Genomic DNA, 19,419 nt, shown 5'->3' with positions numbered 1-19,419 from the left:
GGCGGGGTGGGGGAAAGCCCCCCTCACCCCACCCGCCGCGCCCCCTCCGACGGCACCGCCTCGAACATCCTCGGGCGGGTCAGGCCGGCCCCCTCGAAGGCTGTCACCAGGGCCTTCGTGACCGGGCCCAGCTCGGCCTCCTCCAGCAGTACGATCGCCGAGCCGCCGAAACCCCCGCCGGTCATGCGCGCACCCAGCGCCCCCGCCGCTACCGCCGTCTCGACCACCAGGTCCAGCTCCGCGCAGGACACCCGCAGATCGTCCCGCAGGGAAGCGTGGCCCTCGGTCAGGACCGGGCCTACGCCCCGGACGTCGCCCGCCGCCAGCAGCGCCGCCACCCGCTCCACCCGCTCGTTGTCGCTCACCACGTGCCGTACGTAGTCCCGTACGGCCGGGGACGACAACTGGACCAGCGCAGAGTGGAGTTGCGCGAAGGGGACCTCGCGCAGGGTCCGTACACCCAGCTCCCGCGCGCCCCGCTCACAGCCGGCGCGCCGTTCGGCGTACGCGCCGTCCCCCAGCGCGTGCTTCACGCGGGTGTCCACGACCAGGAGCCGCAGTCCGTGCGCCGGTAGGTCGAACGGGATCTGGCGTCGGCTCAGGTCCCGCGCGTCCAGGTGCAGCACGTGGCCTTCCGTGCAGCACGCCGACGCCGTCTGGTCCATGATTCCGCACGGGACCCCGACGAAGGAGTTCTCCGCCTTCTGCGCCAGGCCGGCCAACTCCTCCATGGACAGCTGGAGTTGGAATACGTCTCGTAGCGCCAGGCCCGTCACCACCTCCAGTGCCGCCGACGACGACAGGCCCGCGCCCGTCGGTACCGTCGACGTCAGGTGGATGTCGGCGCCGGTCACCTCGTGGCCCGCCTGTCGCAGCGCCCACACCACGCCCGCCGGGTACGCCGCCCAGCCCGCGCCGGACAGCGGTTCCAGCTCGTCGATCCGGAGCTCCACGAGCGGGCCCCCGATGTCCGCCGAGTGGATCCGCAGCACCCCGTCCGCCCGCCGGGCCACCGCCGCCACCGCCGTGTGCGGCAGGGCGAGCGGCATGACGAAGCCCTCGTTGAAGTCGGTGTACTCGCCGATGAGGTTGACCCGGCCGGGCGCCGCCCACACCCCGTCCGGCTCCGACCCGTACAACTCCCGGAAGGCGGCGGCCACTTCACTCACCCGCGTGCTCCGTCCGCCGCGCGAACGCCCAGGCGTCCGCCACGATTTTGGCGAGGTCGGCGCGCGCGGGCTGCCAGCCCAGGCGTTCGCGGGCGCGCGCCGCGGAGGCCACCAGGACCGCCGGGTCGCCGCCGCGCCGGCCCGCGACGACCTCCGGGATCGGGTGCCCCGTCACCTTGCGCACGGTCTCCACGACCTCGCGGACCGAGAACCCGTTGCCGTTGCCCAGGTTGCAGACCAGGTGCTCGCCCGCCGTCGCCGCGTCAAGCGCGAGCAGGTGCGCCTCCGCCAGGTCCGCCACGTGGATGTAGTCCCGGACGCAAGTGCCGTCGGGGGTCGGGTAGTCGTCGCCGTAGATCGAGATCGACTCCCGCTCCCCCAGCGCCACTTGCAGCACCAGCGGGATCAGGTGCGACTCCGGCTCGTGGCGCTCGCCGCAACTCCCGTACGCGCCCGCCACGTTGAAGTAGCGCAGCGACACCGCCGCCAGGCCGTGGGCCGTGCACTCGCCCGCGATCATGTGGTCGACCGCCAGCTTGGACGCGCCATACGGGCTGGTCGGGGCCGTCGGGTCGGTCTCGGTGATCGGGGTCGAGACCGGCTCGCCGTAGGTCGCGGCCGTGGAGGAGAAGACCAGCGTGCGGACGTCCGCCTCGCGCATCGCCGAGAGCAGCGCCATCGTGCCGCCCACGTTGTTCGACCAGTACTTCTCCGGGTTCACCACCGACTCGCCCACCTGCGAGAACGCCGCGAAGTGGAGCACCGCGTCGAAGGAGGGGTCCAGCCACTTGGCCGCGTCCTGGATACGGCCCTCGATGAACTCGGCGCCCGCCGGGACCGCCTCGCGAAAGCCCGTGGAGAGATCGTCCAGGACGGTCACCTCGTGGCCGGCCTCGACCAGGTGGGCCGCCACCACGCTGCCCACGTACCCCGCACCGCCCGTCACCAAGTACTTGCTCACTTGCTTGCCGCCTCTCGCAGTCGCTCGGCCGCGGCCTCCGGCGGCACGTCATTGATGAACACGCTCATGCCGGACTCGGAACCGGCGAGGTACTTCAGCTTGCCGGAAGTGCGTCGGATGGTGAAAAGCTCAAGATGGAGCCCGAACTCCGCACGGTCGGCGGCGCCCTCGCCCCGGAACGGCGCCTGGTGCCAGGCGGCGATGTAGGGGGTGGGCGGCTCGTCGGGGCCGAAGATCCGGTCGAATCGCCTCAAGAGTTCCAGATACACCTGTGGGAACTCTGTGCGCGCACCCTCGTCGAGCTCCCGCAGGTCCGGGACGCGCCGCTTGGGGTGCAGATGGACCTCGTACGGCCAGTGCGCGGCGTACGGCACGAACGCCACCCAGTGTTCGCCGTCGAGGACCACCCGGTCACCGTCGGCGAGCTCCCGCTCGACCACGTCGTCGAAGAGGTTGCGCCCGCCCGTGCGCTCGCGGTGCTCGGCGAGCGAGCGGAGCATCAGGGCGGTGCGCGGGGTGGTGAAGGGGTAGCCGTAGATCTGACCGTGCGGGTGGCCGAGGGTGACGCCTATTTCGGCACCCCGGTTCTCGAAGCAGAACACCTGCTGGACCTGCGGGAGTTCGGCGAGTTCGGCGGTGCGGTCGGTCCAGGCCTCCAGGACGAGCGCGGCCTGCTCCTCGGTGAGGTCGGCGAAGGAGGCGTCGTGGTCGGGGGTGAAGCAGACGACCTCGCAGCGCCCGGATTCGCCCGCGAGCGAGGGGAAGCGGTTCTCGAAGACGACGACGTCGTAGTCGGCGGCCGGGATCTCGCTGAGGCGCCCGTCGCGCGACGGGCAGAGCGGGCATTCGTCGGCGGGCGGGTGGTAGGTGCGGCCCTGGCGGTGGGAGGCGATGGCCACGGCGTCGCCGAGCAGCGGGTCGCGGCGGATCTCGGACGCGGTCGAGACCGGGTCGAGGGGGCGGCGGTCCGTCTCGTCCCGAACGAGGTCGTCCCGCAAGTCGTAGTAGAGCAGCTCACGACCGTCGGCGAGCCGGGTCGACGTCTTCTTCACCTGCAACCTCCACCATCCAACAGAACCGCACACAACAAACCACAAGCCAACAGGCTCCGTCAATGGGCGTGCAAGCGGTTGCTATGGATGATCAAGTACGGCGGCAGCTCCGGCGGCGATCCACGCTCGATCACAATCAAACAAACAATCTCATCAAAACTGTTCAGTTTCTGAACACGGAGGCGTAGGTTCCCGTCCGGATCAGTAAGCGCGACGAAGCGAGTACGCATGCAATACCTGGCCGCGGGGCTACGGCTCCCCACCAACGGGCTCGACTACACGATTCTGGCGATCTACTTCATCGTCGTTCTGGGCATCGGCTTCGCCGCCCGCGCCAGCGTGAAGACCAGCCTCGACTTCTTCCTGTCGGGCCGGTCGCTGCCGGCCTGGGTGACCGGGCTCGCCTTCGTCGCCGCCAACCTCGGCGCCACCGAGATCCTGGGCATGTCCGCGACGGGCGCCCAGTACGGCGTCGCGGTCGTGCACTGGTACTGGATCGGCGCGATCCCGGCGATGGTCTTTCTCGGACTCGTGATGATGCCCTTCTACTACGGGTCGAAGGTCCGCTCCGTACCGGAGTTCCTGCTCCAGCGCTTCGACAAGTCGGCGCACCTGCTCGCCTCGGTGCTGTTCGCGTTCGCCGCCGTGCTGATCGCGGGCGTCAACCTGTACGCCCTGTCGATCGTCGTGGAGGCGCTGCTCGGCTGGCCGCAGTGGGTGGCGATCGTCGTCGCCGGGCTGTTCGTGCTCGCGTACATCACGATCGGCGGACTCTCCTCGGCGATCTACAACGAGGTGCTCCAGTTCTTCGTGATCCTGGCCGCGCTCATACCGCTGACCATCCTGGGTCTGAAGCGGGTCGGCGGCTGGGACGGCCTTACGAGCTCGCTCAAGACCAGCCACGGCGACAACTTCCTGTCCGCGTGGGGCGGCACCGGCATCGGCCAGGCCAACCCGCTGGGCGCGAACTGGCTGACCATCGTGCTCGGGCTCGGCTTCGTGCTGTCCTTCGGCTACTGGACGACCAACTTCGCCGAGGTGCAGCGAGCGCTGTCCGCGAAGAACCTGAGCGCCGCCCGGCGGACCCCGCTGATCGCCGCGTTCCCGAAGATGTTCATCGTGTTCCTGGTCATGATCCCCGGCCTGGTCGCGGCCGTGCTCGTGCCGAAGATCGGCACGGCGGGCTCGGACCTGACGTACAACGACGCGATCCCGATGCTCATGCAGGAGCTGCTGCCCAACGGCGTGCTCGGCATCGCGGTGACCGGTCTGCTCGCGGCGTTCATGGCGGGCATGGCGGCGAACGTGTCGTCCTTCAACACCGTGTTCACGTACGACATCTGGGCCAAGTACGTGAAGAAGGACCAGCCGGACGGCTACTACCTCCGGTTCGGGCGCCTGATCACCGCGATCGGGGTTCTGGCGTCCATCGGCACGGCGTTCATCGCCTCGTCCTTCTCCAACATCATGGGCTACCTCCAGACGCTGTTCTCCTTCTTCAACGTGCCGATGTTCGTGGTGTTCGTGATCGGGATGTTCTGGAAGCGGGCGTCGGTGAAGTCCGGGGTGTGGGGGCTGTTCGCGGGCACCACGGCGGCGATGGTCAACTACTTCTGGATCTACAAGCAGGGTGTCGTGTCCATCCCGACCGACCAGGGCGCGAACTTCGTCTCGGCGATCGTCGGCTTCGCGGCGGGTGCGGTGGTGATGGTCGTAGTCACGCTGTTCACGGATCCGAAACCGGCCTCCGAGCTGGCGGGGCTGGTCTACGGGACGAAGTCGCCCGGCGTCGAGGAGCCGCCCGCCGAGGGCGACGCCGCCTGGTACCGCCGGCCCGCCCTGCTCGGCTGGGGCGCGATCGCGCTGGCCGCGCTCTGCTACGTGCCCTACTCGTTCTGACCGGAGGTCCCTTTAAATGTCTGAACTGCAGCGCGAAGTCTCCGAGTTGGAGCGGAAGTCGGCGTCGGCGGCCCGGTTGTTCGACATCCGCCGGATCATCGGCGGGCTGTTCACCCTGTACGGGGTGATTGTCGGCGGGGCGGGGGTCTTCGCGTCCGACGCGGATCTGAAGAAGGCGCAGGGAGTCAACATCAACCTCTGGACGGGCTTGGGGATGCTGGCCCTGGGGGTGTTCTTCCTGGTGTGGCTGAAACTGCGGCCTACGGCTCCGCCTACGCCGACGTCCGGGGAGTAGCGCGTTCTGCGGGGTGGAGGTGGTTGGGTGCGGGCCGTGCGTGGCTGGTCGCGCCCGCGCGGCGGAGCCGCACAGTGTCACAGCCCCGCGCCCCTAGCGGCGTCGACCCTGGCAGCGCCGAGCATCTTCAGCCCGTCAGGGGACCACGGACGTACGCCCACCTTCAGCCCGTCCGGCGATTGAGGACGAGCGCCCTCAAGGCGCGAACGGGGTCTGGGGCAGAGCCCCAGGAACGACCGCCGGGCCGCAGTCGACCCACCCACCCCCGGAGGCCACGCGGCGGAGCCGCAGAGTGTCACAGCGGGAAGGGGTGGGGTGGGGCATCCCGGGGTCTGGGGCGGAGCCCCAGGGGGTGTGTTCACTGGCTCGGGGTGACCCGGTCCAGTAGGCCCGTTCGCGCGGCCAGCGCCGCCGCCTCCAGGCGGGAGCCCACCCCCAGCTTCATCAGGACCCGCTGGACGTGGGTCCGCGCGGTGGAGGGCGCTATTCCCATGCCCGCCGCGATCAGCCGGGTGTCCTCGCCGTCCGCCACCCTGACCAGGACCTCCACCTCGCGGGGGGTCAGCAGTTGGAGGAGGCGCTGGCCCTCGTCGTCGGGCTGGGCCGCCGGGTTGAGGAGTTCGGCGAACGCGCCCTGCAACAGCTGCGGAGCCACCGCCGCCTCGCCGGCCCTCGCTTTCACCATCGCCCGTTCGACGCCCTCTATGCGCTCGTCGTGTCGTACATAGCCGGAGGCCCCCGCCGCGAACGCCGCCGCGATGCCGCGCGGGCTCGGCACCGGGCCGAGCACCACCACGGCCACCTGCGGCCGCTCCCGTTTGATCCGTACGATCGGGTCGAACACCCCCGGTTCGGCGGGCGAGGCCGTGCCGAGCAGGCACACCTCGGGCGCCCGGCTCACCACCAGTTCGGCGGCCCCGGCGACCGGAGCCGCCGCGGCGAGCACCCGGTGGCCCCGCAGTTTCAGCGCCGAGGCGAGTGCCTCGGCGAGCAGCCGGTGGTCGTCGACCACCATGAGCCGCACGCCCATCGAGCTACCCCCATCCCCTGGACTCTCCCCAGCTCTACGAGCTGAGGGCAGCCCACTCGGACCCCCCGGTCCCCGGCCCCTCTTGCCCCGGCAAGCTACACGCTTGTTCGACGCCGCGCGCCCGTTACCGGTAAGAAGCCCCCGGAATGCCGAATTCTCCGGCATTCAGGCCCGGTTGAGGAAGAAGGAGGGGAGGCGGATGAAGCAAACTCAGCCCGTTCCGAACCTCCTGCACGCCCCCGACCTGCGAGGGAGCAGATGGCCGAAACGGGGCCCGGGAAAAGGGAAAGGCCCCGGCGGCGGAGTTCGTTCTCCGCCGCCGGGGCCTTCGCAAGACCCGCGCCTCAGCTGGTGCCGGTCGCCATGAACAGGAACTTCTTGTCGGCGTCACTCGCCGAGTACGGCTTGCTCAGGAGCACCGCGCCCAGGTACAGGCGGCCGTTGCCGTAGAGCATCTCGGAGTACTTCGGCGAGAACGACGTGATCGCGTCGCGGACCGCACGGTCGGCCGGGTTCTCCAGGAGCAGCGTCGACTTGAGGCTGCCGCCGTCGATGCTGACGACCTGGGTGCCCTTGTCGTACGGGGCGTCCTTGTACGCGATGACGTTGTTGCCGTCCATGCGCATCGGGTACAGCGTGTAGCCGTCACCCGCGTCCGCCTTGCCGGGCACGGGCTGGCCGGTGGTGAGGTCGAAGGCGACGATCTCGTTGGTGCGACCCACCGAGCTGGAGCCGGCGGCGTTCTCGTGCTGCTCGGTCGGCACGTACAGCCTGCCGTTGCCGGCCGCGACCATCTTGCACTTCTCGACGGAGGTGCCGTCGCAGCTGGCCGCGTACTTGTCGCCGGGGGCCGGGATGCGGGCGAGCAGCTTGCCGGTCTTGGCGTCGACGGAGAAGAAGTCCGAGATGCCGCTGCCGTCGCCCGCGCTCTCGCCGACGTCGGCGGCGAGCACCAGCGGGCTGGTGGAGACGATGTGGGCGTACTGGACGCCGGGCACCATCTTGTACGTCGAGACCGGCTGGCCCGACTTGGGTTCGAGCGTCTGGATGTTGATGGTGGGCTTGTCGTAGTCGCCGCACTTGCGGACCGCCACGAGCGCGTCACCGCCGCCGTAGCCGACGTCCTTGCACTGGTCGGCGGTGGTGGTGGGCTTCCACAGTTCCTTGCCGGTGTTCAGGTCCCAGGCCGCGCCGCCGTCGAGGCCGCCCGCGGCGACGGTGCCCGCGCCCAGGGTGACCTCGTCGAAGCGGGTCTTGCGGTCGCCGTTGGCGCCCTTGATGTCCGCCTGCCACAGCAGCTTGCCGGTGTTGAGGTCGAGGCCGGCGACCTCGGTGCAGGAGGCGACCTTGGCGCCGGCCTCCTGGCTCTCGAAGGCGAACGCGGTCTTGCCGTCGGCCGAGACGTGCGTGGTGGACTCGCAGACGTTGCCGGTCAGCGGGAGCTTCCAGAGCTGGGTGCCCTTGACCGGGTCGTAGCCGACGATCTCCTTGACGCCCGACTTGGCGTACACCTTGTCGGTGAGCCAGGAGCCGTGCACCGAGGTGAGGTCGGTGACCTTGGGCTGGGGGGTCTGGAAGAGCACCTTGCCGGCGGTGTTGGCGGGGACCTTCTCCTTGCCGCCGCCTCCGGTCGCGCTGCCGCCGTCGCCCTTGGCGCCTCCGGTGTCGCCCTGCTTGGCGTCGCTCTTGCCGTCGTCCTTGCCGGCGTACCAGATGCCGCCGCCGACGATCAGGCCCACCGCGACGACCGCCGCGATGATGATCGTCATCTGCGTGTTGAGCTTCTTGCCGCCGCCTTGACCGCCGGGCACGGGCGCGCCCGGCGTCGCGTACTGCGGCTGCATCGGCTGGGTGGCGGCCTGCGGCGTCGGGTATCCGTAACCGGGCTGCTGCGGCTGGCCCGGGTACCCGTAGCCCGGCTGCTGCGGGGGCGGGGTCTGCGGGTAGCCGTAGCCGGGCTGCTGCCCGGGCGCCTGCGGGTAGCCGTACGCCGGGGCCGCCGCGGGCGGCGGGGTGCTCGGCGGTCCTGCGGGCGGCGGCGGAGTGGGCGCGCCGAAGCCGGGCGCCGCCGGCTCCTGGGGCGCGCCGAACCCGGGGGCCGGGGGCTGCTGCGGGGCGCCGAAGCCCTTGGGTGTGTCCTCGGGCTGCGGGGGCTGCGATGGTGGCTGGGGTGGCTGGCTCATGCCGGGGAGACCTCTGACTGGAAGGCGGGGACGGGGAGTTGGGGCGTCACTTGCCGAAGGACAGGATCGAGTTGTCCTTCTTGTCGGCCTTGGGGCTGTTCACTCGCCCGTTGAGGAGGAAGACGCGCCCGCCCGCCCACGCCATGCGGGGGCTGAAGAAGGCTTGCTCGGTGCTGGCAGCCGCCGACGGGCTCTGCAGCGTGATCGTCGGGGTGCCGCCGGTCGGCGGCAGGGTCGCGATCGCGGCCCCCGCGTCGTCGATGCCGGGCTCGATGTAGACCACGACCTTGCCGCCCTCGACGGCCAGCGGCTCCATCATGCGGCCCTTGGGCGCGGCCGCGTGCCACTTCTCCTTGCCTGTGCCGAGGTCGATGGCGACCACGTCGTTGCTGCGGCCGACCCCGAGTTCGCCGGCGTCCTTGCCCTCGGTGGAGATGTAGAGGGTGTTGGCGTCGGCGGCCGTGCCCGAGCAGTCCTGGAGCTGGCGGTCGACGATGCCGAACCCGCTGCAGTTCGCGGTCAGTTGGGACTTGGAGTCGACCTGCGAGCGGACCTTGCCGTCAGGGGTGAAGGTGGAGATGTTCCACGTCTTCTTGTCCTTGTTGGTGGCGTAGACGACCAGCGGGTCCATCGAGTAGACGCGGCGGATCGACCAGCCCTTGTCGTACTGGTAGTTCCACTTGGGGTTGCCGGTGGCCGGGTCCAGCTCCTGCAGGAGCTCCGACTGCGGGGCGTCCATGCTGGTGTTGTTCGGGTCGCTGCAGGTGCCCACGGAGATCAGCTTGGGGCCGCCCGCGAACGCGTCGGAGCGGCAGTTACCGGTCTTCGGGGTGCCGTACAGCTTCTTGCCGTCCGTGACGGAGAAGCCGCTCGCGCCGCCCATGCGGGCCAGCGCCACGGTGTTCCCGCTGATCGCCATGTCGAAGCTGACCATGATGTCGAAGGCGTTCTCGGACGGCACCGGCGCCTTCCAGCCCGCCTTGCCCGCGGCCAGGTCGACCATCTGGAGCTGGTTGCACTTGGCGTCCTTGGTGTTGTTCTCCTGGACGCCGAAGACGATCTTTCCGTCCGCGGTGGTGTCGTGCGGGGCGCCGCAGATGGGGGTGTCCAGGGACACCTTCCACTTTTCCTTGCCGTCCGCCACGGCGTAGCCGACGACCTCCTTGTACATGGCCTTGACGACGACGTCGCCCAGGCGCCAGGGGCCGTACTGCTCGGCGCCGTTCTGGGTCAGCGCGGTCTCGTTCTCGTGCAGCCAGGCCCGCGCCTCGCCGTCCTTGATCCCGGCGTTGATGTCGTCGGAGTCGCTGCCCCCGTTGCCCTTGCCGTTGCCCTTGTCGACGGAGGGCGAACCGGAGGGCTGTGCGCCATGGCTCTTGTCGGCGACGGGCTTCTTGCCGTCGCTGCTGCTGCCGTTGAATATGAAGTAGGCGCCGCCGCCGATGACCAGGAGGCCCGCGACCGCCGCGGCCACGATCGCCCCGGGCTTGCCCTTGAACGGGTTCTTGCCACCGCCCTGCGGCGGCACCGGGGCGCCCGGGTACTGCGGCTGACCGGGGTAGCCGTAGCCGCCCTGCTGGGTCTGCGCATACGGGTTGGGGCCCGTCGGGGGCTGGCCCGGGTAGCCGTAACCAGGCTGCTGCGGGGGCGTCTGCGGATAGCCGTAGCCGGGCGCTCCGGTCGGTGGAGTCGGCGGCATCTGCGGCGGCTGCGCGGGCGGGGAGGGCGGCGCGGCCGGCATCTGCGGCGGCTGGGCCGGCGGTCCCTGAGGCTTGTCCTGCGGTGCTCCGAAGCCACCCTGTGGTGGTTGCGAACTGGGCGGCTGAGTCACAGCGAGATACCCCCGAATTTGCGTCTTTGCGTCTTTACGTCAGTCGAACGGAGCTACTTTCTATCACTCGGAGCACTACGCGCCACGGGCCGGTCACCCCTGTTCCCAAGGGAGAACCGGCCCGTAATGCCGCCGTTACTGACTCTGTACGCCGTCTCTACGCAAGCGCCGCAAGACGTTCGTAAGGGTGTGCCTCAGGCCTCCTCGGCCAGTTCGAGCCAGCGCATCTCCAACTCGTCGCGCTCGGCGATCAGTTCGCGCAGCTCTGCATCCAGTTTCGCCACCTTGCCGAAGTCTGTGGCGTTATCGGCGATTTGCGCATGCAGATTGGTCTCGCGGTCGGAGATCTTGTTGAGCTGCCGCTCGACCTTCTGGAGTTCCTTCTTGGCGGCGCGGGCGTCCTGGGCCGAGACCGCACTCGTGGGCTTGGCCGCGGGGGCCGCGACCGGAGCCGGCGCGGACTCGATCATCCGCTGCCTGCGCTCCAGGTACTCGTCGATGCCGCGCGGCAGCATCCGCAGCGTGGCGTCGCCGAGCAGCGCCCACACGTGGTCGGTGGTGCGCTCGACGAAGAACCGGTCGTGGGAGATGACGACCATGGAGCCCGGCCAGCCGTCGAGGAGGTCCTCCAGCTGGGTCAGGGTCTCGATGTCGAGGTCGTTGGTGGGCTCGTCGAGGAAGAGCACGTTGGGCTCGTCCATGAGGAGACGGAGCAGCTGGAGCCGCCGCCGCTCACCACCGGAGAGGTCCCCGACAGGCGTCCACTGCTTCTCCTTGGAGAATCCGAACTGTTCACAGAGCTGCCCGGCGGTCATCTCACGGCCCTTGCCGAGGTCGACGCGGTCGCGGATCTGCTGGACGGCCTCCAACACCCGCAGGGCGGGCGGGAGTTCGGCGACGTCCTGGGAGAGGTAGGCGAGCTTCACGGTCTTGCCGACGACGACCTTGCCGGCCACCGGCTGCGCCTCGCCCGCGGTGCGCCAGGCCTCGGTCAGCGCGCGGAGCAGCGAGGTCTTGCCCGCGCCGTTCACGCCGACCAGGCCGATGCGGTCGCCGGGGCCGAGCTGCCAGGTCAGGTGCTTGAGCAGCAGCTTCTCGCCCGCCTGGACGGTCACGTCCTCCAGGTCGAAGACGGTCTTGCCGAGCCGGGCGTTCGCGAACTTCATCAGCTCGCTGGTGTCGCGCGGCGGCGGCACGTCGGCGATGAGCTCGTTGGCGGCCTCGATGCGGTAGCGCGGCTTGGAGGTACGGGCCGGGGCGCCGCGGCGCAGCCAGGCGAGCTCCTTGCGCATCAGGTTCTGCCGCTTGACCTCCTCGGTGGCGGCGATGCGCTCGCGCTCTGCCCGCGCGAAGACGTAGTCGGAGTACCCGCCCTCGTACTCGAACACCGACCCCCGCTGGACGTCCCACATGCGGGTGCAGACCTGGTCGAGGAACCAGCGGTCGTGGGTGACGCAGACGAGCGCGGACCGCCGGGCCTGGAGGTGCCGGGCGAGCCAGCTGATGCCCTCGACATCGAGATGGTTGGTCGGCTCATCAAGAACAATCAGATCCGGCTCGCCGATGAGCAGCTTGGCCAGCGCGATGCGGCGCCGCTCGCCGCCGGACAGGGGCGCGATGACGGTGTCGAGGCCCTGCGCGAAGCCGGGCAGGTCGAGCCCGCCGAACAGGCCCGTAAGGACGTCGCGGATCTTGGCGTTGCCGGCCCACTCGTGGTCGGCGAGGTCGCCGATGACCTCGTGCCGGACGGTGGCCTCGGGGTCGAGCGAGTCGTGCTGGGTGAGCACGCCGAGGCGCAGCCCGCCCACGTGCGTGACCCGCCCGGTGTCCGGCTCCTCCAACTGGGCGAGCATCCGGATCAGGGTGGTCTTGCCGTCGCCGTTGCGCCCTACGACACCGATCCGGTCACCTTCGGAGACGCCGAGGGAAACACCGTCGAGCAGGGCACGGGTCCCGTACACCTTGCTGACTGCCTCGACATTGACCAGGTTGACGGCCATTTCACTCCTGAGCAGGGGGATGGATCGTCGTCCAGGGTAGTCGCCGCGGAGGGTCGGATAGCGTGCGGTGCGCGATCAGGGGATCACATGTTCGGTAATCCGAGGTTCAAAGCCTGGGGTTTACGAGTGGCAAAGGGGCGGGGGCTCATGAAGCGGAATGTACGGAATGTGGTGCGGGGCGCGGTGGCGCTGGCGCTGGCGGGGGCGGTGCTGACGGGGTGCGGCGAGGAGGAGGCGGCGCTGTCGACCCCGGCGAGCCCCGCGAAGCCCTCACAGAGCGGGGCGACGGCGCCGGCGGCCAAGGGCTCCGCGGTGGGGGCGGCGGGCTCGGCGTGCACACTGCCGGTGGCCTTCGACCTGGCGGCCAAGTGGAAGGCGAAGCCGGTGGAGCCGGAGGCCGCGGACTCCCCGCTCGCCGGGCTCAGCAAGCAGGGCCCGTTCACGATGGCGTGCGAGATGGACGCGAAGCCGGCGGGGAACGTCGGCTTCATGCGGGCCTGGACCGAGGACGCCAAGTCGGGCACGCCCCGTTCGGTCCTGGAGGCGTTCGTCGGAGCGAACAAGAACGCGAGCAAGGCGACGTACGAGGAGATCAAGGCGGGCTCGCTCCCCGCGACCGAGGTCGTCTTCGAGACGTACAACAAGCTGATGGACGAGTCGAAGCAGGAGCGTGCACTGGCGGTGGTCACGCCGAAGGGCACGCTCGTCCTGCACCTGAGCGGCCTGGACACGCAGGAGCAGACGGAAATGCTCCCGGCGTACGAGCTGGCGAAGTCCAGCATGAAGGCGACGCCGTGACACCCCGGTCCGTACGCTGAGCGAGCGTACGGACACGGAGGGTGGACGGTACGGTCGTGAGCGGTCACCCTGGGTGAGTTGAGCGGGGAGATCAACTCACCGGAAGGTGGCGGCACATGACCGAGGACTGGGAGTACGGCGCGGGCGAGCCCGTTTCGTCCGACAGCCTGAAGACGTTCGGGGCCTTCGTACAGGGCCTGCGCGAACACGCCGGCCTCACCCGAGAAGAGCTCGCCTCGCTGGTCCGCTTCTCCAAACACACCGTGGAATCGATCGAGTTGGGCCGCCGCATGCCGGACCGCGATTTCGTGGACCGAGCGGAGCCGGCCCTGGGCGGGACGGGGGCGCTGAAGAAGGCGTACCGCCATCTGACCCGGCATCCGGGGCTGGCGGCTTGGTTCCGCGAGTGGGCCCGGCGAGAACGGACCGCGGTGAGTCTGTGCACGTACGAATGCCGCATGGTGCCCGGGCTGTTGCAGTCGGAGGCGTATGCGCGCACGCTGTTCGAGAACGCTGTACCGCCCCTCACCGACGAGCAGGTGGAGAGTCAACTCATCGCGCGGATGGAACGTCAGCGGCTGCTTCTGGAGCGGCCGAACGTGCCGTTCAGCTTCATCGTTTCGGAGGCGGTGTTCCGGGAGCGGCTCGGCGGCTTGGAGGTGACTCGGGGCATGCTGGACCACGTACTGGAGGTCACGAAACTCCGCAACGTGACGCTCCAAATCATGCCGCTGGGTTGCGAGTTCCATGCGTGTCTGGATGGGCCGGTCGCGCTGCTGGAAGGGCCAGACGGGAAGCGGTACGCATACTGCGAGGGGCAGATGATCGGGCGTCTGATCAGCGACCTGAAAGAGGTGGGCCCCCTCCAGCGGGCGTATGACACACTGCGCTCGCAGGCCCTCAACCCAGCTGAATCACGGGCCTTGTTGGAGCGAATTCGAGGAGCCCTATGAGCAGCACAGAACTCACCTGGTTCAAAAGCAGCTTCAGCGGCACGCAGGGCGACAACTGCGTAGAAGTCGCCCTCGACTGGCACAAGTCGAGCTACAGCGGCACGCAGGGCGACAGCTGCGTAGAGGTCGCGGTCTGCCCCGCCACCGTCCACGTACGCGACTCCAAGGACAAGCAGGGTCCGCAGTTCGCCGTCTCGGCGCGGGCGTGGACCGCGTTCGTCGCGGGGCACCGGGGCTGATCTCAGCCGGTCAGCACCGTCGCCCCCTGTGCCGGTGACGAGGCCACCCGCGCGGTGCGGCAGGTGCCCGATGCGGTGAGGGCCGTCGCGACCTTGGTCGCCGCTTCGGGGTCTGCGCACAGGAAGGCCGTCGTCGGGCCCGAGCCTGAGACCAGGGTGGCCAGGGCACCCGCCTGCTTGCCCGTCTCCAGGGTGTCCGCGAGGGAGGGGCGCAGGGACAGGGCGGCGGGCTGCAGGTCGTTGACGAGGGCGGCCGCGAGGGCCTTCGGGTCGCCGGTGCGGAGTGCGTCCAGGAGGGCCGGGGAGGCTACGGGGGCGGGGGCGTCCGGGGTGAGGCGGTCGAACTCCCGGTAGACCGCCGGGGTGGAGAGGCCGCCGTCCGCCACCGCGAACACCCAGTGGAAGGTGCCGCCGACTTCCAGCGGGGTGAGCTTCTCGCCGCGTCCCATACCGAGGGCTGCTCCACCGACCAGGCTGAACGGGACGTCGCTGCCCAACTCGGCGCAGATGTCGAGGAGTTGGGACTGTTCGGCGCCCGTACCCCACAGGGCGTCGCAGGCCAGGAGCGCGCCCGCGCCGTCCGCGCTGCCGCCTGCCATGCCGCCCGCTACGGGGATGTCCTTGTCGATGTGGATGTGGACGTTGGGCTCGATGCCGTGCCGGGCCGCGAGGAGTTCCGCCGCTCGGGCGGCCAGGTTGGTGCGGTCCAGGGGGACCTGGGGGGCGTCCGGGCCCGTGCACGTGATGCGGAGTTCGTCGGCGGGGGTCACCGTGACGGTGTCGTAAAGGGCGACGGCGAGGAACACGTTGGCGAGGTCGTGGAACCCGTCGGGGCGGGCGGGGCCCACGGCCAGTTGGGCGTTGACCTTGGCGGGGACGCGGACGGTGACGGTGCGGGGGGTCACGTGGCTCCTTCGGGTGCGGGCGGCTTCATTTTCCCCCACCCCGCCCCTTCCCGCTGCAACACTCTGCGGCTCCGCCGCGTGGCCTCCGGGGGTGAAGGACCCTGGGGCTCCGCCCCAGACCCCGATCACGCCTGAAGGGCGCTCGTCCTCAAACGCCGGACGGGCTGGGTATGCCCGCATCCACCCTGCTAGGGGCGCGGGGAACTGCGCGACCAGCCACGCACGGCCCGCACCCGACCACTCCACCCCCGGAGGGTCTCGGGAAGGGGCGGGGTGGGGAATGGCTCGCCGCAGGCGGCTCTAGCTCGGGCGGTTCTCTGCGATCCGGGCGAATTCTTCCACCGTCAACCCCTCGCCCCGCGCCTGCGGAGAAACCCCCGCCGCGACCAGGGCCGCCTCGGCCGCCGCGGGCGAGCCCGCCCAGCCCGACAGCGCCGCCCGCAGGGTCTTGCGGCGCTGCGCGAACGCCGCGTCCACGACCGCGAAGACCTCCGCCTTGGCGGCCGTCGTCTCCACCGGGGACGTACGCCGCACCAGCGACACCAGCCCGGAGTCCACGTTCGGCGCCGGCCAGAACACGTTCCGGCCGATCGACCCCGCCCGCTTCACCTCCGCGTACCAGTTCGCCTTCACCGAAGGCACCCCGTACACCTTGTTGCCCGGCTTCGCCGCGAGGCGGTCCGCGACCTCCGCCTGGACCATGACCAGGGTGCGTTCGATGCTCGGGAAGCGGTCCAGCATGTGGAGGAGGACCGGGACCGCCACGTTGTACGGGAGGTTCGCCACGAGTGCCGTGGGGGGCGGGCCCGGCAGGTCCTTGACCAGCATCGCGTCGGAGTGGACCAGAGCGAAACGGTCCGCACGGCTCGGCATGCGCGCCGCGATCGTCGAGGGGAGCGCCGACGCCAGTACGTCGTCGATCTCCACCGCCACCACCCGGTCCGCCGCTTCGAGCAGCGCCAGGGTCAGCGAGCCCAGGCCCGGGCCCACCTCGACCACCACGTCGTCGGGGCGGACCTCGGCGGTGCGCACGATGCGGCGGACCGTGTTGGCGTCGATGACGAAGTTCTGGCCGCGCTGCTTGGTGGGGCGTACGCCAAGCGCCGCGGCCAGTTCGCGGATGTCGGCGGGGGTAAGGAGTGCGTCGGGCTCAGTGGTGCTCACCGATACAGCCTACGGCCGCAGTGCGGCCACGGGCTCGCCCCCCGGGCCACGAACAGCTTCTTCGCCCGGAACGTCTGCTCTCCCGCCGGTGCCTGCTCGGGCCGCCCGCTGCCGCCGAGCGAGTGCCAGGTGCCCGCGTCGAACTGGTAGAGCCCGCCGTACGTGCCCGACGGGTCGAGGGCGCTCGGGCGGCCGCCCGACTCGCAGTGGGCCAGGCCGCTCCAGTTGAGGTGGTCGGCGCCGCCCACCGAGGCGGGCAGCGCCTTGGTGCCGACCTTGACCTGCTGGGTGACCGCCTCGCGCACGATCTCCTCGGCGATCTTCTTCGGCCTCTGCTTGACCCCGTTGACCGTCCGCAGCGCGTACGTGACCTTGCGGGCGCCCTGCTGGCCCTGGCGGACCACGACCTGCGTACCCGTGAACAGCGTGTCGTCCTTGGTCTTCTCGACCTTGAAGGGGATGGGCTCCTCGCGCACCTCCCTCGTTCCGCTGATCCGCATGACCGTGACCGTCTGGCCGTCGCGGGGGAAGGACATCGGGGGTACGGAGGTCGTGTCCTGGCCCTGCAGCGAGATGCCCGCTTCCTCCAGGGCACCGGAGACCGTGGCCGCGTTGGTGCGCAGGGTGCGTTCGCGGCCGTCCGCGAGGAAGGTCACCGAGCGTTCGGTGCGTACGTCCAGGGAGAGGCCCGCGCGGCCGATCTCCAAGGAGCGGGACGCCGACAGATAGGCGCCCTCGGCGCGCACGCCGAGCTGGCGCAGGGCCCCGTCGACGGTGCGGGCGGTCGTCCACACCTGGCGGCGCTGGCCGTCGAGGGTGAGCTGGACGGGGCGGCCGTAGCGCACCACGATCTCGTCGCCGCCGGCGAGCTCGGCGCCGGGGCCGGGCGCCACGACGTCGTGCGCCCCGACCGGCACGTGCTCGTCGGCCAGGAGCTCCTCGACGCTGTCGGCGAAGGTGTGCATGGTGCGCGGTACGCCGTCGACGGTCAGGTGGACCGCCTTGTCGCTGACGACGAACGCGGAGGTGCCGCCTGCCAGGAACGCGACGACGAGGGCCTGCGGGACGAGCCGGCGCAGGCCTTCGGGCCCGCCCGAGGACTTGCGGCGCCGGGCCGCCCGGCGCGCCCCGGCCCGCCCTCCGGGCTCTGCGTCCTGGCGTTCTCGGTGTTCTGGGCGGGGCGGCACGGGTGCGCGCTGCTCGGGGACGGGCACCGGGGCGATCAGGGTCTCGTGGTCCGCGTAGGCGGGCGTGAAGCCGTCGTACCGGGGCGCGCGGGAGCCGAAGGGGGGCGCGGACGCCTCTCCCGTGCCCGCGGCGACCCCGTACGGAGGCGTTGCCGTGGCGGTCGCGGCGCGGTGGCCGCCGCGTGCGGCACGGTGACTGCCCTGCGAATTGCTCACGACGCTCCAGGGTCCGGTCCGATGGTGCGGGCCGGGACACTAGCGGAGCAGCGGTCACTCTCCAAAGCAACTCGACTACACAGCGTCGTGGCGCTACCCTGTGCACCGCTCGGCGCGACCGGATCCCTGTTATCGGTCAGTAATCAAACGCGCGCGCAGTGTTGTCCGCGATCGCCGCGGCCAGCACGTCTTCGCCGATACCCTTCACGGCCGCCATGGCCCGCACCGTGACCGGAATGAGATACGGCGCATTGGGCCGTCCGCGGTACGGAGCCGGGGTGAGAAACGGCGCGTCGGTCTCGACGAGAACGAGTTCCAGCGGGGCGACGGCGAGAGCGTCGCGCAGCGGCTGGGCGTTTTTGAAGGTCATGTTTCCCGCGAAGGACATGAAGTACCCGGATTCGGCGCAGAGTTCGGCCATTTCCGCGTCGCCGGAATAACAGTGGAAGACCGTGCGTTCCGGTGCGCCTTCCTCGCGCAGAATACGCAGCACATCGGCGTGCGCCTCGCGATCGTGGATGACGAGCGCCTTGCCCTGCCGCTTGGCGATCTCGATGTGCGCCCGGAAGGACCGCTCCTGGGCGGCCTTGCCCTCGGGGCCCGTGCGGTAGTAGTCGAGGCCGGTCTCGCCGACGGCCTTGACCCACGGCAGGGCGGCGAGCCGCTCGATCTCGGCGAGGGCCTCGTCCAGCGCGCCGTCGCCGCCGGGGCCGCGCGCGCCCTGGCGCGACCAGCCGTCGGGGTCTCCGTGGACGATCCGGGGGGCTTCGTTGGGGTGCAGGGCCACGGCCGCGTGCACGGGCGCGTACGCCTCGGCGGTCTCCGCCGCCCACCGGGAGCCCTTCACGTCGCAGCCCACCTGGACCACGGTGGTGACACCCACGGCCGCGGCCTTCTCCAGGGCCTGTTCGACCGTGCCGTCCTGCATGTCCAGGTGGGTGTGCGAATCGGCCACCGCCACTCCGAGCGGTTCGGGCAGGGGCGGCGGGGCATCCTTGGCGGCACTCATACGGGCGATCCTACGAAAGGGGCGCGCCCCCGTCGCGACCGGTCGCGTACGTGCGGGCGCCTACCTCCGGTGGAAGGGGTGCAGGAGGTCCGACAGATGCCAGTGGTGCTCCGGCTTCGCAGCGGTCCCGGCGGTGTCTTCCAGCTCGGACTTGGCCGGCTTCGCCTCGTGGTCCTTGAGCCACTGCTGTGCGGACGACACCCGCCCGGCACGCATGATGCGCACCACGTGCCCGCCGCAGTTGAGGCAGGTGGGGGCGGACAGCGGGGAGGGCACCCGTTCGCCATTGGCCTTGTATATGACGAATGCCTGGCCAGTGGCGTCTGTGTGGTGCTCTATTTCGTACGCCTGTTCCCAGCCGTATCCGCACCTCATGCACGCGAAGGCATACGCCTCGTGTGCCGTGGTCTCAGCGATCTCACTCATGTGCCGGCTCCTCTTGTCCGCTGGACAAGCTCTTGCGAGCGCTCTTGCGAGCGGGGGCGAAAGCGTCCCCGATCCAGGAGACGCCTTTCGCTGCCAAAACGC

General features: G+C 70.3%; 17 protein-coding genes. 5 read left to right on the top strand and 12 right to left on the bottom strand.

Features of this window, described 5'->3' with window-relative positions:
* Window positions 1–23: 23 nt before the first annotated feature.
* From galK to galT, 3 genes are read right to left on the bottom strand one after another with little or no spacing between them, the layout of a single operon-like run.
* Window positions 24–1,169: a galactokinase gene (gene galK, locus ADK54_RS33950; RefSeq protein ID WP_053729635.1), complete on the bottom strand. Its 1,146-nt coding sequence runs from the start codon at window positions 1,167–1,169 to the stop codon at window positions 24–26.
* On the bottom strand, window positions 1,162–2,130 hold the full coding sequence (gene galE / locus ADK54_RS33945; protein ID WP_053729634.1) for a UDP-glucose 4-epimerase GalE: 969 nt from the start codon (window positions 2,128–2,130) through the stop codon (window positions 1,162–1,164). Before galE ends, galK begins: the two co-directional genes overlap by 8 nt.
* On the bottom strand, window positions 2,127–3,182 hold the full coding sequence (gene galT / locus ADK54_RS33940; RefSeq protein WP_053729633.1) for a galactose-1-phosphate uridylyltransferase: 1,056 nt from the start codon (window positions 3,180–3,182) through the stop codon (window positions 2,127–2,129). The genes galE and galT overlap by 4 nt, the downstream gene beginning before the upstream one ends.
* Window positions 3,183–3,410: 228 nt before the next feature.
* Here galT and ADK54_RS33935 point away from each other — a divergent pair, with 228 nt between their 5' ends.
* Complete coding sequence (locus tag ADK54_RS33935) at window positions 3,411–5,081, top strand: sodium:solute symporter family protein (protein ID WP_053729632.1); 1,671 nt, start codon at window positions 3,411–3,413, stop codon at window positions 5,079–5,081.
* Between the two features lie 16 nt (window positions 5,082–5,097).
* Window positions 5,098–5,376, top strand: a complete 279-nt coding sequence (locus ADK54_RS33930) for a hypothetical protein (RefSeq protein ID WP_053729631.1) — start codon at window positions 5,098–5,100, stop codon at window positions 5,374–5,376.
* A gap of 358 nt (window positions 5,377–5,734) precedes the next feature.
* Here ADK54_RS33930 and ADK54_RS33925 read toward each other — a convergent pair whose 3' ends face one another.
* The 4 genes from ADK54_RS33925 to ADK54_RS33910 form a co-directional block, all read right to left on the bottom strand.
* The gene (locus tag ADK54_RS33925) at window positions 5,735–6,406 is read right to left on the bottom strand and encodes a helix-turn-helix transcriptional regulator (protein WP_053729630.1); all 672 of its coding nucleotides are present in this window, start codon (window positions 6,404–6,406) and stop codon (window positions 5,735–5,737) included.
* A gap of 344 nt (window positions 6,407–6,750) precedes the next feature.
* Complete coding sequence (locus ADK54_RS33920) at window positions 6,751–8,589, bottom strand: PQQ-binding-like beta-propeller repeat protein (RefSeq protein WP_053729629.1); 1,839 nt, start codon at window positions 8,587–8,589, stop codon at window positions 6,751–6,753.
* A 46-nt stretch (window positions 8,590–8,635) separates the two neighbouring features.
* Window positions 8,636–10,288 carry a PQQ-binding-like beta-propeller repeat protein gene (locus ADK54_RS33915; protein ID WP_234392315.1) on the bottom strand — a complete coding sequence of 551 codons (1,653 nt, stop codon included), beginning with the start codon at window positions 10,286–10,288 and terminating at the stop codon, window positions 8,636–8,638.
* Window positions 10,289–10,614: 326 nt separating this feature from the next.
* On the bottom strand, window positions 10,615–12,420 hold the full coding sequence (locus ADK54_RS33910; RefSeq protein WP_053729627.1) for an ABC-F family ATP-binding cassette domain-containing protein: 1,806 nt from the start codon (window positions 12,418–12,420) through the stop codon (window positions 10,615–10,617).
* A 147-nt stretch (window positions 12,421–12,567) separates the two neighbouring features.
* Here ADK54_RS33910 and ADK54_RS33905 point away from each other — a divergent pair, with 147 nt between their 5' ends.
* The 3 genes from ADK54_RS33905 (at window position 12,568) to ADK54_RS33895 (ending at window position 14,410) form a co-directional block, all read left to right on the top strand.
* Complete coding sequence (locus ADK54_RS33905; protein ID WP_053729626.1) at window positions 12,568–13,218, top strand: lipoprotein; 651 nt, start codon at window positions 12,568–12,570, stop codon at window positions 13,216–13,218.
* 116 nt (window positions 13,219–13,334) lie between these two features.
* Window positions 13,335–14,171, top strand: coding sequence for a helix-turn-helix domain-containing protein (locus ADK54_RS33900; RefSeq protein WP_053729625.1), 837 nt, complete (start codon window positions 13,335–13,337; stop codon window positions 14,169–14,171).
* Window positions 14,168–14,410, top strand: coding sequence for a DUF397 domain-containing protein (locus ADK54_RS33895; RefSeq protein ID WP_053729624.1), 243 nt, complete (start codon window positions 14,168–14,170; stop codon window positions 14,408–14,410). The genes ADK54_RS33900 and ADK54_RS33895 overlap by 4 nt, the downstream gene beginning before the upstream one ends.
* A 2-nt stretch (window positions 14,411–14,412) precedes the next feature.
* Here the strand turns inward: ADK54_RS33895 and ADK54_RS33890 are convergent, their stop codons facing one another.
* The 5 genes from ADK54_RS33890 to ADK54_RS33870 all read right to left on the bottom strand — a co-directional run bounded on the left by ADK54_RS33890 (window position 14,413) and on the right by ADK54_RS33870 (window position 19,317).
* Window positions 14,413–15,315, bottom strand: coding sequence for a 4-(cytidine 5'-diphospho)-2-C-methyl-D-erythritol kinase (locus ADK54_RS33890; protein ID WP_053729623.1), 903 nt, complete (start codon window positions 15,313–15,315; stop codon window positions 14,413–14,415).
* A 300-nt stretch (window positions 15,316–15,615) separates the two neighbouring features.
* Entirely contained in the window at window positions 15,616–16,479 is an 864-nt protein-coding gene (gene rsmA / locus ADK54_RS33885; protein ID WP_053729622.1) for a 16S rRNA (adenine(1518)-N(6)/adenine(1519)-N(6))-dimethyltransferase RsmA, read from the bottom strand.
* The gene (locus ADK54_RS33880; protein ID WP_078966827.1) at window positions 16,476–17,882 is read right to left on the bottom strand and encodes a resuscitation-promoting factor; all 1,407 of its coding nucleotides are present in this window, start codon (window positions 17,880–17,882) and stop codon (window positions 16,476–16,478) included. Before ADK54_RS33880 ends, rsmA begins: the two co-directional genes overlap by 4 nt.
* 136 nt (window positions 17,883–18,018) lie before the next feature.
* On the bottom strand, window positions 18,019–18,891 hold the full coding sequence (locus tag ADK54_RS33875) for a TatD family hydrolase (protein WP_053729621.1): 873 nt from the start codon (window positions 18,889–18,891) through the stop codon (window positions 18,019–18,021).
* A gap of 60 nt (window positions 18,892–18,951) precedes the next feature.
* Window positions 18,952–19,317: a hypothetical protein gene (locus ADK54_RS33870; RefSeq protein ID WP_053729620.1), complete on the bottom strand. Its 366-nt coding sequence runs from the start codon at window positions 19,315–19,317 to the stop codon at window positions 18,952–18,954.
* Window positions 19,318–19,419 lie beyond the last annotated feature (102 nt).

The organism is Streptomyces sp. WM6378, from assembly GCF_001279695.1.
GTDB lineage: Bacteria > Actinomycetota > Actinomycetes > Streptomycetales > Streptomycetaceae > Streptomyces.
This window is presented reverse-complemented; position numbering and strand designations above follow the sequence as displayed.

Coding starts and splice junctions, on each gene's coding strand:
- ADK54_RS33935 (WP_053729632.1), top strand. CDS start 3,411: ATGCAATACCTGGCCGCGGGGCTACGGCTCCCCACCAACGGGCTCGAC.
- ADK54_RS33905 (WP_053729626.1), top strand. CDS start 12,568: ATGAAGCGGAATGTACGGAATGTGGTGCGGGGCGCGGTGGCGCTGGCG.
- ADK54_RS33920 (WP_053729629.1), bottom strand. CDS start 8,589: ATGAGCCAGCCACCCCAGCCACCATCGCAGCCCCCGCAGCCCGAGGAC.
- ADK54_RS33925 (WP_053729630.1), bottom strand. CDS start 6,406: ATGGGCGTGCGGCTCATGGTGGTCGACGACCACCGGCTGCTCGCCGAG.
- ADK54_RS33915 (WP_234392315.1), bottom strand. CDS start 10,288: ATGCCGCCGACTCCACCGACCGGAGCGCCCGGCTACGGCTATCCGCAG.
- ADK54_RS33910 (WP_053729627.1), bottom strand. CDS start 12,420: ATGGCCGTCAACCTGGTCAATGTCGAGGCAGTCAGCAAGGTGTACGGG.
- ADK54_RS33930 (WP_053729631.1), top strand. CDS start 5,098: ATGTCTGAACTGCAGCGCGAAGTCTCCGAGTTGGAGCGGAAGTCGGCG.
- ADK54_RS33900 (WP_053729625.1), top strand. CDS start 13,335: ATGACCGAGGACTGGGAGTACGGCGCGGGCGAGCCCGTTTCGTCCGAC.
- ADK54_RS33870 (WP_053729620.1), bottom strand. CDS start 19,317: ATGAGTGAGATCGCTGAGACCACGGCACACGAGGCGTATGCCTTCGCG.
- ADK54_RS33895 (WP_053729624.1), top strand. CDS start 14,168: ATGAGCAGCACAGAACTCACCTGGTTCAAAAGCAGCTTCAGCGGCACG.
- ADK54_RS33875 (WP_053729621.1), bottom strand. CDS start 18,891: ATGAGTGCCGCCAAGGATGCCCCGCCGCCCCTGCCCGAACCGCTCGGA.